This is a genomic window from Pseudomonas sp. Root562 (genome assembly GCF_001427125.1).
Taxonomy (GTDB): domain Bacteria; phylum Pseudomonadota; class Gammaproteobacteria; order Pseudomonadales; family Pseudomonadaceae; genus Aquipseudomonas.
Genome location: NZ_LMGK01000026.1, coordinates 50,080 through 63,519 on the forward strand (window position 1 = coordinate 50,080; position 13,440 = coordinate 63,519).

General features: G+C 59.4%; 14 protein-coding genes. 8 read left to right on the forward strand and 6 right to left on the reverse strand.

Annotated features, from left to right (window positions below):
* Positions 1-82: 82 nt before the first annotated feature.
* The 7 genes from ASD60_RS27090 (at position 83) to ASD60_RS27120 (ending at position 5,686) form a co-directional block, all read left to right on the forward strand.
* Positions 83-1,072, forward strand: coding sequence for an alpha/beta fold hydrolase (locus ASD60_RS27090; protein WP_056856960.1), 990 nt, complete (start codon positions 83-85; stop codon positions 1,070-1,072).
* A 137-nt stretch (positions 1,073-1,209) separates the two neighbouring features.
* Positions 1,210-1,701, forward strand: coding sequence for a ribonuclease E activity regulator RraA (gene rraA / locus ASD60_RS27095; RefSeq protein ID WP_046816185.1), 492 nt, complete (start codon positions 1,210-1,212; stop codon positions 1,699-1,701).
* A 27-nt stretch (positions 1,702-1,728) separates the two neighbouring features.
* Positions 1,729-2,724, forward strand: a complete 996-nt coding sequence (locus ASD60_RS27100; RefSeq protein ID WP_056856961.1) for a zinc transporter ZntB — start codon at positions 1,729-1,731, stop codon at positions 2,722-2,724.
* 63 nt (positions 2,725-2,787) lie between these two features.
* Complete coding sequence (locus ASD60_RS27105) at positions 2,788-3,036, forward strand: hypothetical protein (RefSeq protein WP_056856962.1); 249 nt, start codon at positions 2,788-2,790, stop codon at positions 3,034-3,036.
* Between the two features lie 2 nt (positions 3,037-3,038).
* Positions 3,039-3,863, forward strand: coding sequence for a mechanosensitive ion channel family protein (locus ASD60_RS27110; RefSeq protein WP_028621382.1), 825 nt, complete (start codon positions 3,039-3,041; stop codon positions 3,861-3,863).
* 90 nt (positions 3,864-3,953) lie between these two features.
* Complete coding sequence (gene sigX / locus ASD60_RS27115) at positions 3,954-4,544, forward strand: RNA polymerase sigma factor SigX (RefSeq protein ID WP_082557687.1); 591 nt, start codon at positions 3,954-3,956, stop codon at positions 4,542-4,544.
* 107 nt (positions 4,545-4,651) lie between these two features.
* Complete coding sequence (locus ASD60_RS27120) at positions 4,652-5,686, forward strand: OmpA family protein (protein ID WP_056856964.1); 1,035 nt, start codon at positions 4,652-4,654, stop codon at positions 5,684-5,686.
* Between the two features lie 85 nt (positions 5,687-5,771).
* Here ASD60_RS27120 and cobA read toward each other — a convergent pair whose 3' ends face one another.
* The 5 genes from cobA to ASD60_RS27145 form a co-directional block, all read right to left on the reverse strand.
* Positions 5,772-6,527 carry a uroporphyrinogen-III C-methyltransferase gene (gene cobA / locus ASD60_RS27125; protein ID WP_056856965.1) on the reverse strand — a complete coding sequence of 252 codons (756 nt, stop codon included), beginning with the start codon at positions 6,525-6,527 and terminating at the stop codon, positions 5,772-5,774.
* 20 nt (positions 6,528-6,547) lie between these two features.
* Complete coding sequence (locus ASD60_RS27130; protein WP_056856966.1) at positions 6,548-8,218, reverse strand: bifunctional protein-serine/threonine kinase/phosphatase; 1,671 nt, start codon at positions 8,216-8,218, stop codon at positions 6,548-6,550.
* A gap of 8 nt (positions 8,219-8,226) precedes the next feature.
* A complete protein-coding gene (locus ASD60_RS27135; RefSeq protein WP_056856967.1) occupies positions 8,227-9,438 on the reverse strand; it encodes a nitrate/nitrite transporter in 1,212 nt (403 codons plus the stop codon).
* Positions 9,439-9,753: 315 nt separating this feature from the next.
* A complete protein-coding gene (locus tag ASD60_RS27140; RefSeq protein ID WP_056856968.1) occupies positions 9,754-10,329 on the reverse strand; it encodes an ANTAR domain-containing response regulator in 576 nt (191 codons plus the stop codon).
* A gap of 15 nt (positions 10,330-10,344) precedes the next feature.
* Entirely contained in the window at positions 10,345-11,556 is a 1,212-nt protein-coding gene (locus tag ASD60_RS27145) for a CmpA/NrtA family ABC transporter substrate-binding protein (RefSeq protein WP_056857096.1), read from the reverse strand.
* A gap of 226 nt (positions 11,557-11,782) precedes the next feature.
* Between ASD60_RS27145 and ASD60_RS27150 the strand changes: the two genes are divergently transcribed.
* The gene (locus ASD60_RS27150; RefSeq protein ID WP_056856969.1) at positions 11,783-12,802 is read left to right on the forward strand and encodes a quinone-dependent dihydroorotate dehydrogenase; all 1,020 of its coding nucleotides are present in this window, start codon (positions 11,783-11,785) and stop codon (positions 12,800-12,802) included.
* A 289-nt stretch (positions 12,803-13,091) separates the two neighbouring features.
* Here ASD60_RS27150 and rmf read toward each other — a convergent pair whose 3' ends face one another.
* The gene (rmf, locus tag ASD60_RS28655) at positions 13,092-13,307 is read right to left on the reverse strand and encodes a ribosome modulation factor (RefSeq protein ID WP_003223300.1); all 216 of its coding nucleotides are present in this window, start codon (positions 13,305-13,307) and stop codon (positions 13,092-13,094) included.
* Between the last annotated feature and the right edge of the window lie 133 nt (positions 13,308-13,440).

Here is a 13,440-nt window from a genome sequence, read left to right on the forward strand (position 1 = left end):
GTGCCCCTGCAAGGGGCGGTCTTTTTGAGATTCAAGTAGGGCGGGCTCCATATGGATGCCGCCCTTTTTTGTGCAAGAGATTATGCAAAGCAGCAGCAACCTATTTCCTGTCGCCCTGATCAGCGCCGAACGGCGTGGCGATCTGAGCGAAGACGTGTATCGCTTGAAGCCGGCCAACAGCCCGGACCCGAGTGTCGAGCTGGCTGTCACCCGTTTGGGCATGGCCGATGAGCCTGCCGTACGCGGCGTGCCGGTCATCCTGTTGCATGGCAGTTTTTCCAATCGACGCTTCTGGTTCTCCCCCAAAGGCCTGGGGCTGGGTGCTCATCTGGCGCGCCTGGGCTTCGATGTGTGGATCGCGGAAATGCGCGGTCACGGCCTGTCCCGGCGCAACCAGGACTATCGCAAGAATCGCGTCGCTGACTATGCGCGTTACGATCTGCCCGCGATTGGCGCGTTCGTGCGTGAGCAAAGCGGTCAGGTTCCGCACTGGATCGGCCATTCGCTGGGGGGCATTACCCTGGCGGCGGCGTTGGGCGGTGAATACATCGGCGAGCCGGTGGTGGCCTCCGCTGCGTTTTTTGGCACCCAGGTCAGCCGTACCTACTGGCCGCTGAAGATTCCACCCGTGGAGTGGGGCGGGCGCTTCATTCTCAAGCGCTTTGCTCAGTTGTCCGGTTCACGACTCAAGCGCGGCCCGGAGGACGAGCCAATTGGCCTGGCCCTGGAAAGCATGCGCTGGTATGGCTTGTTCGGGCGCTTCGGCGACGCCGACAAGGACTGGTGGGCCGGGCTCGCCGAGGTGAAGCTGCCGGTGCTTGTGGTAAGCGCGGCGGGGGATCATCAGGATCCGGCCTGGGCATGCCGCAAGCTGTTCGACCAAGTGGGTTGCGAACACAAGCAATTCATCAATCTGGGGCGCGAGCAGGGCTTCGGCGACAATTTCGGTCACGTCGAAATGCTGGTCAGCAAAGCTGCACAGGTTGAAGTCTGGCCATTGGTGGCTCGCTGGCTGGCGGATCAGCAAACGCCGCTGCTCGGTGAAAAAGCGGTTCTGGCCACGGCAATCTAAGCTGGACGCTCTATCAAGGGCATTTCGCTCTGATCGGCTTGCGGCTAAGATATGACGGATTGAGCTGTTCTGGTCATTTTCGATGACTGATTCATCAGTGATGTTCGTGCTGTCTCCCTTATTACAGGAGTTTCTCGATGAACCATTACCTCACGCCTGACCTGTGCGACGCCTACCCGGAGCTGGTGCAGGTGCTGGAACCGATGTTCAGCAATTTCGGCGGCCGCGATTCCTTCGGCGGCGAAATCGTGACCATCAAGTGCTTCGAAGACAACTCTCTGGTCAAGGAGCAAGCCGAACTCAAGGGCAACGGCAAGGTGCTGGTGGTCGATGGAGGCGGTTCCCTGCGTCGCGCGCTACTGGGCGACATGATCGCCGAGAAAGCCGCCAAAAATGGCTGGGAAGGCCTGGTGATCTACGGTTGCATTCGTGACGTCGACGTCATCGCCCAAACCGATCTGGGGGTGCAGGCCCTGGCCAGCCACCCGATGAAGACCGACAAGCGCGGTCTCGGCGACCTCAACGTGGCCGTGACTTTCGCTGGCGTGACCTTCCATCCCGGCCACTACATCTATGCGGATAACAACGGCGTGATCATCTCGCCCAGCCCGCTGAAAATGCCTGAGTAAAATCCCCGATTGACTGAAGGAGTGCGGATGTTCGAGGAAGAAAACGCGCAATGGGGGCTGGTCCACGCCCTGGTGCTGGACGGTAAAGGCGGCGCGCGTTCGATAGCCCGGACTGAACTTGATGAATTGCAGCTGCAGGCTCATGAAAGCCTGTGGCTGCATTGGGATCGCAGTCACCCGCAAACCCAGACATGGTTGCGCAAATCCAGCGGTTTGAGTGAATTCAGCTGTGATCTGCTGCTGGAAGAGAATACTCGTCCGCGCCTTCTACAGCTTTCCGACAGCGAACTGCTGCTATTTTTGCGTGGAGTCAACCTCAATCCGGGGGCTGAGCCTGAAGACATGGTCTCGGTACGGATCTTCGGTTCTGCGAAGCGGGTCATTTCCTTGCGTTTGCGGCCGCTGCGCGCCACCGAAGAACTGCTGGTGCAACTGGAGCTGGGCAAGGGACCGAAAACCGCCTCCGAGCTGATTCTCTACATGGCGCAGTACCTGACCAACAAGGTGCAGGATCTGGTCAGTTGCCTCTCGGAAGTGGTCGATGAGGAAGAAGAAAAGCTCGATACCGACGAACGGTATACACCGGAGCACGGAGCGATCTTGCAGATCCGTCGCCGGGCCGCTGCGTTGAAGCGCTTTCTCGCTCCGCAGAGGGATATTTTTGCTCAGCTGACACGGCTCAAGTTGCCCTGGTTTGTCGAGGATGATGGCGATTACTGGAACGAATTGAACAACAGCCTGACCCGCTATCTTGAAGAGCTCGAATTGACCCGAGAGCGCGTGGGGCTTGTGTTGGAGGCCGAAGACCGGCGATTGAGCGTGCGCATGAATCGCACGATGTATCGCTTCGGCGTCATCACCGGGATCTTTTTGCCGATGAGTTTTTTGACCGGGCTTTTGGGCATCAACGTCGGCGGCATTCCATTTTCCGCGAGCCCGTATGGTTTCCTGATCGCGTGCCTGTTGGTGGTTTCGGTGGCGTTGGGGCAGTGGTGGTTATACCGACGTTTGCGCTGGGTCTGATGGAGAGCCATGTGACCCGAGCAAATTTCACCGCGTCTTTCACAGACATCACGAGAGGTGCGTATGCACGATCCGTTTGAACAGTCTTTGCGTGACATGCTCAAGGCCTCGCCGTCGACCCGGGACGACGATGCATGCCTGGGGCGCGTACTGAAAACCGCCAACCGCCAGGTCGGCGCCGGTGATCTGTTCAGCCTGCTGGGCCGTTGGTTGCCCGCGCTGATGATCGCCCTGAATAACGGATCGGCCCACATCGCGCCGGTGTCCCGTCTTCGTAAACCTACCGCTCGCACTGCTGATAAGGCTGATTGAATATGGAACTTGATCTCTGGACACAGAGCCTCGTCACTGCAATGACTGCGTTATGGACCAAGATTGCCAACTTCATTCCGAACCTGTTCGGCGCACTGGTTGTGCTGCTGTTGGGCTTTGTCGTGGCCAAGTTGCTGGACACGCTGCTTTCGAAGTTGCTCGCCAAGCTCGGCCTGGATCGCCTGATGGGCGGCACCGGTCTGACCAAGCTGCTGTCCCGCGCCGGGCTGCAAGTACCGATCTCCACATTGATCGGAAAAATCGTCTATTGGTTCGTTCTGCTGATTTTTCTGGTTTCTGCCGCAGAATCCCTTGGACTTGAGAGAGTTTCAGCTACGCTGGATATGCTAGCGCTGTATTTGCCTAAGGTATTCGGCGCCGCGCTGGTGTTGCTGGTGGGTGTATTACTGGCGCAACTGGCCAATGGGCTGGTGCGTGGAGCGGCAGAAGGCGTAGGACTGGACTACGCTTCCGGGTTGGGGCGAATTGCCCAGGGCCTGGTGATCATCATCAGCATCTCGGTGGCGATCAGTCAGTTGGAGGTCAAGACTGACCTGCTCAATCACGTGATCGTGATCGTTTTGATTACCGTTGGTCTGGCAGTTGCGCTGGCCATGGGTTTGGGAAGTCGGGAAATTGCGGGTCAGATTCTTGCGGGAATCTATGTGCGTGAGTTGTATGAGGTTGGGCAACAAGTGCGAGTTGGAGAGGTCGAAGGGCAGATCGAAGAGATCGGCACGGTTAAAACCACATTGCTGACCGATGAGGGTGAGCTAGTCTCTCTTTCCAATCGGATCCTGCTTGAGCAGCATGTGAGTAGCCGCTAACCCGGCAAACCCTGCTAATGTATGCCGCCGCAAAATGCCGCCTGATGCTGGCTGCGGCGGACATTGACCTGACTGTCGGCCCGACTTGTTTTGAATAAAGCCCAATCGCTATCCATGCGCTACGACCCCCGCGAGCTCTCTGATGAGGAGTTGGTCGCGCGCTCGCATTCCGAGCTGTTTCACGTAACGCGCGCCTATGAAGAATTGATGCGGCGTTACCAACGAACATTATTTAACGTCTGTGCACGATATCTCGGGAACGATCGCGACGCAGACGATGTCTGTCAGGAAGTCATGTTGAAGGTGCTGTACGGCCTGAAGAACTTCGAAGGCAAATCCAAGTTCAAGACATGGCTGTATAGCATCACGTACAACGAGTGCATTACGCAGTATCGGAAGGAACGGCGAAAGCGTCGCTTGATGGACGCATTGAGTCTGGACCCCCTCGAAGAAGCGTCTGAAGAAAAGGCGCCGAAACCCGAGGAGAAGGGTGGACTTGATCGCTGGCTGGTGTATGTGAATCCGATTGACCGTGAAATTCTGGTGCTACGATTTGTCGCAGAGCTGGAGTTTCAGGAGATCGCAGACATCATGCATATGGGCTTGAGTGCAACAAAAATGCGGTACAAACGCGCTCTAGATAAATTGCGTGAGAAATTTGCAGGCATTGCTGAAACTTAGTTCGGCGCAAATATCTCTTACGTGTAGGCAAGTTCTGATAGACTTGCCGCCGAGTTGTCCCCCGGTTTGCGGGACTGCTTCACAATCACCAGATGGGGATTTAACGGATGAAACTGAAAAACACCTTGGGCTTGGCCATTGGTTCTCTTATTGCCGCCACTTCGTTCGGCGCTCTGGCACAGGGCCAAGGCGCAGTTGAAATCGAAGGCTTCGCAAAGAAAGAGTACTTTGACAGCACTCGCAACTTCAAAAACGACGGCAACCTGTTCGGTGGTTCGGTTGGTTACTTCCTGACCGACGACGTTGAACTGCGTCTGGCCTACGACGAAGTGCATAACGTACGTGCCGACGACGGCAAGAACGTGAAGGGCGCCAACACCGCTCTGGACGCTCTGTACCACTTCAACAACCCAGGCGACATGCTGCGTCCTTACGTCTCGGCCGGTTTCTCCGACCAGAGCATCGACCAGAACGGTTCGAACGGTCGTGACCGTTCCACCTTCGCCAACGTTGGTGGCGGCGCCAAGCTGTACTTCACCGACAACTTCTACGCCCGTGCCGGCGTTGAAGCTCAGTACAACATCGACCAGGGCAACACCGAGTGGGCTCCTAGCGTCGGTATCGGTGTGAACTTCGGTGGCGGCTCCAAGCCTGCTGCTGCTCCAGTTCCAGCACCAGCTGAAGTTTGCTCCGACAGCGACAACGATGGCGTTTGCGACAACGTTGACAAGTGCCCTGACACCCCAGCCAACGTAACTGTTGACGCTGATGGCTGCCCAGCAGTTGCTGAAGTTGTTCGTGTTGAGCTGGACGTGAAATTCGACTTCGACAAGTCGGTAGTCAAGCCAAACAGCTACGGCGACATCAAGAACCTGGCTGACTTCATGAAGCAGTACCCATCCACCACCACTACTGTTGAAGGTCACACTGACTCCGTCGGTCCTGACGCTTACAACCAGAAACTGTCCGAGCGTCGTGCAAACGCCGTTAAGCAAGTTCTGACCAACCAGTACGGTGTTGAATCGTCCCGCGTTCAGTCTGTTGGCTACGGCGAATCCCGCCCAGTTGCTGACAACAAGACTGAAGATGGTCGCGCTGTAAACCGTCGCGTAGAAGCGCAGGTTGAAGCTCAAGCTAAGTAATTAGCCCGCAGCTGCGAGAAAAGCCCGGCTCAGGCCGGGCTTTTCTTTGTCTGCGATTTGGTCGGAGCGGAGTAAGTCGGGGGATTCAGGCCAGTCCATCGGCTGTGATCGCGGGGAAATCACAGTGTTGCACGGCACGGGCCGCCACGCTGCCGATCACCAGGATCGCCGGGCTCTTCAGTTCGAAACGACGGGCGTCAGACTCCATTGCCGCCAGATCACTGCGGCATTCGCGCTGATGGGGCAACGACGCGTTTTCAATCATTGCCACTGGCGTGTTTACCGCCATGCCTCCGGCCAGCAGTTGCTGGCGAATTTCACTGAGCTTGGCCACACCCATGTAAATCACCAGCGTCGTACCGCCCTGGGCCAGTGCCTGCCAGTTCAGGCTGCTGCCGTCCTGGGTATGCGCGGTGACCAGTGTCACCCCGCGCGCTACACCGCGTAGCGTCAACGGGATATCGCATTGCGTGGCGCCAGCGAGCCCGGCCGTGATGCCGTTGACCAGTTCCACCTCAACCCCGCGCTCACGCAGCCACTGCGCTTCTTCACCGCCGCGTCCGAAAATGCACGGATCACCCCCCTTGAGTCGCACCACGCATTTACCCTGACGCGCGTAACGCAGCATCAAGCGATGAATGAACGCTTGCGGCGTGGACCGGCATCCGCCGCGTTTACCCACGGGAATGATTCGCGCCTGCTGGCAATGTTCGAGGACCGCGGCATTCACCAGGTCATCGATCAGCACCACATCCGCTTCCCTCAGTGCCCTTGCAGCCTTGAGAGTCAACAGTTCCGGATCACCCGGGCCCGCGCCCACCAGCCAGACTTTTGCGCTCATCGTGTGTTCCTCAGTTGAAATCAGCCATGAAATACCGCAAACAACAGCACCAGATTCGCCAGCAGCGACATCAGCGCCAACGACCGCCACACCTTCAGCGGTTCGCGTTCCAGCAGCGGGCGAGGGCGCACATTCAAGCTGTGCCGCTCGCCTTGTTCGATCAGCAGCAGCCATTCCTCCGCCGTTTCAAAACGTTGACCAGGATCGGCGGCAACCGCGCGTTCCAGGCTTTGTGTCATCCATTCCGGCAGATCGGGGCGATAGCGGCTGGCGCTGACTGGCCTGCCGAACCGTGGTCGTTGGAACGCTTCGATTTCGCCATAGGGAAAATGCCCGGTCAGCAGATAAAACAACGTCACGCCGACCGCATACAGGTCCTGTTGCGGTGTCGGCGGTTCGCCGCGAAATGCTTCCGGCGCAATGAAACTGGGCGTTCCGGGAAGAGCAGCGGGCTGGTCTTCAGACAGGCCGGGACAGAAGGCGAGGCCGAAGTCCAGCAAGCGCAGTTCGCCGTCGTCACTGAGCAGCAGGTTTTCCGGTTTGATATCGCGGTGGAAAATCTGCCGTCGGTGCAACATTCCGAGCGCTTTGAGCAGGCGTTCAGCCAGGTCCTGCCACTGAGCCAGCGGCAGCGGTCCGGTCTGCGAATGCAGTTGCGCCAGGGTCGTCCCGGAGTATTCGCGCATCACGTAGTACAAATGCTGACGCTGGCTGGCGGCATGCACCTCAGGAAAATGCCGACCGGCCACGCGTTTGAGAAACCATTCCTCCGACAGCAAGGCTTGCCCGGCCTGGTGATCGTCGTGCAGATGGCCGGGCAAGGTTTTCAACAGCCACGGTTGTTGCTGGCTGTCACGCACGCGATAAAGCAACGACTGCTGGCTCTGGCCAAGTATCCCTTCCACTTGCCAGCCTTCGAATTGCTGTCCAGGCTTCAGCGGTGGCGGCAGGGGCCATTGCTGCAGGTGAATCAAGGCATCACCGATACTGCTTTCACCGAGGCCATCGACTCGCACCAGCAGGGCACTGGCGTTGTCTTGGCTGCCGGCCAGATGCGCTGCATGAACCAGCGTCTGCGCAGCGCTATCGAGGTCCGGCTGATCACGCAGGATCGCAGCAATGGTGGTGTCGCCCAGGACCGCCCAGATCCCATCGCTGAGCAGCACGAAGCTCTCATCGAGGCGCAATTCACCGTCTAGGAAATCCAGCACCAGGTGTTGATCCAGTCCAAGTGCCCGCTTGAGCACATGCTGCATGCCCGGCTGATCCCAGACGTGATCCTCGCTGATGCGCTGCAATTGATCGGCGTGCCAGCGATACACCCGGCAATCACCGACGTGAGCCAGGGTAAATCGCCTGCCACGCAGCACCAGGGCGCTCACAGTGGTCAATAGCGGTTGTCCGCCACCGTTGGCCTGCAGCCAGCGGTTTTGCGCCAGCAGCAGGCGATCAAGGGCTTGTGCGACGCCCCAGGTTTCCGGGGTGGCGTAGTAGTCCAGCGCCAGCGCCTGCAATGTCGATCGGGCGGCCAGGCCACCATCGGCGCACTGGCTGACGCCGTCGGCGATGGCGAACAGGTAGCCCTTGCTCGCCGCCAGTGCCGGGGCGGGCGTGACCAGACGCAAGGCGTCCTGATTCTCTTCGCGAGGGCCGGTGGCGCTGGCTTCAGCGAAGCTCAATTGCAGGCTCATTTAAGACCTCAAACCCGCGCAGCGGTCACGGCTGCCGAACCCCAGGTGGTTCTCCAGCGACGTTTCACGCCGTGCAGGCCAAACCACGCGAGCACCGCCAGACTGGCGAACAGCCACAGTGCCAGCTGGTAACTGCCGGTGCTTTGTTTGATTGCGCCCATGCCTGCTGCCAAGGCAAAACCACCGATGCCGCCAGCCATGCCGATCAGACCGGTCATAACCCCGATTTCGCGGCGAAAACGCTGAGGGACCAACTGGAAAACCGCACCGTTGCCTGCACCCAGGCCAAGCATGGTGCAGACGAAAAGCGCCAGGGCGGCATAGGAGCTTGGCAAGTTGAAGCCGACGGCCGCAATGCAGATCGCCGCCACGGTGTACATCCCCAGCAAGGTGCGGATGCCGCCGAAGCGATCCGCCAGAGCACCGCCCAGCGGACGCATCAGACTGCCACCGAATACGCAGGCGGCGGTGTAGTAACCCGCGGTGACCGGGTTCAGGCCGTATTGGTCGTTGAAGTAGCCGGGCAGTGCGCTGGCCAGGCCGATGAAACCGCCGAAGGTCACGCTGTAGAAGAACATGAACCACCAGCTGTCGCGGTCGCCCAGGGCTTTGAAGTAATCGGCCATTGACTTGGCTTTGGGCCGTTCAGGGGCATTCTTGGCCAGCCAGGCGAACACGATCAGTGTCAGGATCAACGGGATCAGCGCGAAGCCGAACACGTTGCTCCAGCCAAACGCCGCTGCCAGCACCGGCGCAATCAGCGCGGCAAGGACGGTGCCCGAGTTGCCCGCACCCGCGATGCCCATGGCTTTGCCCTGGTGCTGCGGCGGGTACCATTGCGACGCCAGAGGCAGGGCCACGGCGAAGGACGCGCCCGCCATGCCGAGGAACAGTCCCAGCAGCAGCGCTTGCTCGTAACTGTGGATGCCGAGTTTCCAGGCACCGAACAGGGCGCAGATGACGATGACTTGCCCGATCAGGCCGGCAGTTTTGGGAGACAGGCGATCAGCCAGCATGCCCATTACAAACCGCAGTACGGCACCGGCCAGAATCGGCGTAGCGACGACAAGCCCGCGCTGTTGAGTGGTCAGGTGCAAGTCACCGGCGATCTGCACTGCCAGGGGGCCGAGCAGGTACCAGACCATGAAGCTCAGGTCGAAGTAGAGGAACGCCGCGAACAGGGTTGGGGTATGGCCGGATTTCCAGAAGCTTGAATTCATCGCGCACCTCAGCTGATAGGAGTCTCGAACGGGAGCCAAAACAAAAAAACGCCGCCACCTGATTCGCCGGGAGGCAAATACGGTGAGCGACGTCTTTGTCGTAGATTGGGCAACCGCCGTTGGTTACCTGTGGGATTTACTTAGCGAGATCTGTGCCAACAGTTCGTTTTTGTGGCGAGGGAGCTTGCTCCCGCTCGGCGTTGAAGCCGTCTTGAATCCTGTGATCGAGTTGTGCCTGATTCACTGAAGTTGCAGGTTTTGGGGCCGCCGCTACGCAGCCCAGCGGGAGCAAGCTCCCTCGCCACGGTGATCGTGTCAGCCGAGCAGTTCACTCATCGCGATAATCTGCTCCGCCACCTGAATCAGCTTCTGCTGGCGGCTCATGGCCTGGCGGCGCATCAGGGTGTAGGCCTCTTCCTCGTTGCAGTCCTTCATTTTCATCAGCAGCCCTTTGGCCAGTTCGATGCGCTTGCGCTCGGCCAGTTGCTGATCGCGGGCGTGCAGTTGGGCGCGCAGGGCCTGGTCACTTTCGAAGCGGGCCATGGCCACATCCAGAATCGGCTGCAAGCGTTGGGCATGGATGCCCTCGACGATGTAGGCGCTGACCCCGGACTTGATCGCCTGGCGCATCACGCCGGGGTCGTGCTCGTCGGTAAACATCACGATGGGGCGTGGCTGGTCCCGGCTGACGAGCACCACTTGTTCCATGACATCGCGGCTCGGTGACTCGGTATCGATCAGAATCACGTCCGGACGCACCGTTTCGACGCGTTCAGGCAGGTCGATGGTCAGGCCTGACTCGTCGATGACCTCGAAGCCGGCTTCGGTGAGGGCCGCTTTCAGGCGTCCGACTTTTTTCGCGGTATCGTTGATCAGCAGGATACGCAACATGTTCGCAGTCTCCTGTCAGCAGTTGGCGAGTCGGGGCGAGTTGTCGCTCATGGCGTGCAGTTTGAAGCTGCGCGCATAGCCGGCGGGGTCCGAACCGTTCCAGACCTTGCCATCGATCAACTGGCTGCTACGCATCTCTTTGCCCAGCGATGCGACACCGACGGCGCTGGCGGCCTCACGGTACAAGTCCAGTTGCTGAACCTGACGGGCTACCGCGAGGTAATCCGGGTCATCGCGCAACAGCCCCCAGCGACGGAACTGGGTCATGAACCACATGCCATCGGACAGATACGGCAAGTTCACTTCACCGTCACCATGAAAGCGCATGGCGTGCGGGTCGTGCCAACGATTGCCCAGGCCGTCGTCGTAGTCGCCCAGCAGACGCGGTTCGATGCATGCCAGTGGGGCGTCGAGGTACTGTGGCGCGCTGAGCAATTGCGCAGTGCTGCGGCGGTTTTCGAGACTGTCTTCGATAAAACGACTGGCTTCCAGGATGGCCATCACCAGTGCCCGGGCGGTGTTGGGGTATTGCTCGACGAAGGCGCGGGTGCAGCCTAGGACTTTTTCCGGATGATCGGGCCAGATCGTCTGGGTGGTCGCCAGGGTAAAACCGAGGTCCTGTTGCACGGCGCTGGCGGACCAGGGCTCGCCGACGCAGAAACCGTCGATGCGTCCCGCCTGCAGGTGCGCGACCATTTGCGGCGGTGGTACCACCACACTGTCGACCTCCAGCAACGGATGAATGCCCTGGCTGGCGAGCCAGTAATACAGCCACATGGCATGGGTGCCAGTGGGAAAGGTCTGGGCGAACGTCAATTTTGGGCGAGTTTGGTGCACGTGCCGGTGAAGTGCCTCAGGACCGGTCACGCCAAGGCCCTGCAAGCCATGGGAGAGATTGATGCTCTGGCCGTTCTGGTTCAGGCCCATGAGCACGGCCATGTCGGTCGCTGCCACGCCGCCGATACCCAGGTGCACGGCGTAGATCAAACCGTACAGGCTATGGGCGGCATCGAGTTCACCGCTCACCAGTTTGTCCCGCAGGTTGGCCCACGACGACTGGCGCTTGAGGTTCAGGGTCAAGCCGTAAGGTTGGGCGAAGCCCTGAGTCGCGGCGACAACCACCGAGGCGCAGTCGCTCAAGGCCATGAAGCCGAGGTTGATTTCGGTCTTTTCCGGGGCATCGCTGCCATTGACCCAGGCCAGAGGGCCGGCTGATGGTTCGTTCATCGATTTCGCACCTTCAAAAAAAACGTCGTCCCAGACCTGGTACCCGTAAGGCCGCGTGACGACGTCGTTGTCCTTGCACGCATTCCGCCGTTGGCCTGCGTGCTGATGCTTCGATGGGTGCAAGGCATATGCCATCCCGGGATTCACGGCAAAGAGATCGCCCGCCAACCTCAACCCCGGCTATAATCGCCGCCTCATTTCGCCGCCAATCGAGTCAAATCCGCCCATGTACACCCTGGCCCGTCAGCTGTTGTTCAAACTTTCCCCGGAAACCTCCCACGATCTGTCCCTGGACCTGATCGGCGCGGGCGGACGTTTGGGCCTTAACGGCTTGCTGTGCAAGGCACCGGCGAAGATGCCGGTCAACGTCATGGGCCTGGATTTTCCGAATCCGGTGGGGCTGGCCGCCGGCCTGGACAAAAACGGCGCGGCCATTGACGGTTTCGCCCAATTGGGTTTCGGTTTTGTCGAAATAGGCACCATAACCCCGCGTCCGCAACCGGGTAATCCGAAACCACGGATTTTCCGATTGCCGGAAGCCGAGGCCATCATCAACCGCATGGGCTTCAACAACCTTGGCGTCGATCACCTGTTGGCCCGTGTGGCAGCCGCCAAGTACAAGGGCGTGCTGGGCATCAACATCGGCAAGAACTTCGATACCCCGGTCGAGCGCGCGGTTGACGATTATCTGATTTGCCTGGACAAGGTCTATGCCCACGCCAGCTACGTGACGGTCAACGTCAGCTCGCCGAACACACCGGGCCTGCGCAGCCTGCAATTCGGCGATTCGCTCAAGCAACTGTTGGCCGACCTTGCCACGCGTCGCGCTGAACTGGCGCTGCGTCACGGCAAACACGTGCCGCTGGCCATCAAGATCGCCCCGGACATGACTGACGAAGAAACTGCGCAGGTTGCGCAAGCGTTGATCGAAACCGGAATGGACGCGGTCATCGCCACCAATACCACCTTGAGCCGTGTCGGCGTCGAGGGCATGGAGCATGGTGACGAGGCGGGCGGCCTGTCCGGTGCACCGGTTCGCGACAAGAGCACCCACACCGTGAAGGTGTTGGCGGCGGAGTTGGGGGGCCGCCTGCCGATCATTGCTGCCGGTGGCATCACTGAAGGCAAACATGCGGCAGAGAAGATCACTGCCGGTGCGAGCCTGGTGCAGATCTACTCCGGCTTCATCTATAAAGGCCCGGCGCTGATTCGTGAATCCGTAGACGCAATCGCTGCCCTGCGCTGAAGGCTCAAGGGAGCTTTTGTGGCGAGGGAGCTTGCTCCCGCTGCGAAGCAGCCCAAAGCACCCGCTTCGGTAAGTCAAATTGATTGAGAACACCGGGTTTACGATTGCTTCGCAACCGGGCGGGAGCAAGCTCCCTCGCCACAAAAACAGGTTGTCCTTGTTTTGGAGCAGGCATAAAAAAGGGCCCCTTCAAAGGAGCCCCTGGGCCGCAGCCCGCCGTCCGGATGGGACGTGCGTGGTTAATTCAGTACAAAATCAGATTGTCGTGTCGGAGTGTTGTGCCCTGTAATTAGCCGACGGCGTGAAGTTCGTTGAGTCTGTGGATTCCCGCAGTGCCGGTCATACCGTCCCAGTTGTCGCCGCGTCCTTCTCGCCAGCCGTTAATCCAGGCTTGACGTACCGACGGTAGAGTAAATGGGCAAAGCTCACGGGATTTGCCACCAACGCCATATTGATATCCGCGCAAAAATGCTCTTTCCAACGGATCACGCTTAAGTCTTCTCATAGGGTGTTGCCCTCACTTGTTGACTGTATTTATCGCGTCGACCTCAATTGAGGTCTGGCAGAAAAACTCTGCCGTTGGGGGCTCGTTGCCGGCGTGACGAGCCAAGGTGTTGGCGCCATTGCGGTGCCAACCT

Bases quoted from the DNA above. Each gene is read 5' to 3' on its own strand.
- ASD60_RS27105 (WP_056856962.1), top strand. From the start codon at position 2,788: ATGCACGATCCGTTTGAACAGTCTTTGCGTGACATGCTCAAGGCCTCG.
- ASD60_RS27110 (WP_028621382.1), top strand. From the start codon at position 3,039: ATGGAACTTGATCTCTGGACACAGAGCCTCGTCACTGCAATGACTGCG.
- ASD60_RS27140 (WP_056856968.1), bottom strand. From the start codon at position 10,329: ATGTTGCGTATCCTGCTGATCAACGATACCGCGAAAAAAGTCGGACGC.
- ASD60_RS27100 (WP_056856961.1), top strand. From the start codon at position 1,729: ATGTTCGAGGAAGAAAACGCGCAATGGGGGCTGGTCCACGCCCTGGTG.
- ASD60_RS27150 (WP_056856969.1), top strand. From the start codon at position 11,783: ATGTACACCCTGGCCCGTCAGCTGTTGTTCAAACTTTCCCCGGAAACC.
- ASD60_RS27090 (WP_056856960.1), top strand. From the start codon at position 83: ATGCAAAGCAGCAGCAACCTATTTCCTGTCGCCCTGATCAGCGCCGAA.
- cobA (WP_056856965.1), bottom strand. From the start codon at position 6,527: ATGAGCGCAAAAGTCTGGCTGGTGGGCGCGGGCCCGGGTGATCCGGAA.
- rmf (WP_003223300.1), bottom strand. From the start codon at position 13,307: ATGAGAAGACTTAAGCGTGATCCGTTGGAAAGAGCATTTTTGCGCGGA.
- rraA (WP_046816185.1), top strand. From the start codon at position 1,210: ATGAACCATTACCTCACGCCTGACCTGTGCGACGCCTACCCGGAGCTG.
- ASD60_RS27145 (WP_056857096.1), bottom strand. From the start codon at position 11,556: ATGAACGAACCATCAGCCGGCCCTCTGGCCTGGGTCAATGGCAGCGAT.
- ASD60_RS27135 (WP_056856967.1), bottom strand. From the start codon at position 9,438: ATGAATTCAAGCTTCTGGAAATCCGGCCATACCCCAACCCTGTTCGCG.
- ASD60_RS27130 (WP_056856966.1), bottom strand. From the start codon at position 8,218: ATGAGCCTGCAATTGAGCTTCGCTGAAGCCAGCGCCACCGGCCCTCGC.
- ASD60_RS27120 (WP_056856964.1), top strand. From the start codon at position 4,652: ATGAAACTGAAAAACACCTTGGGCTTGGCCATTGGTTCTCTTATTGCC.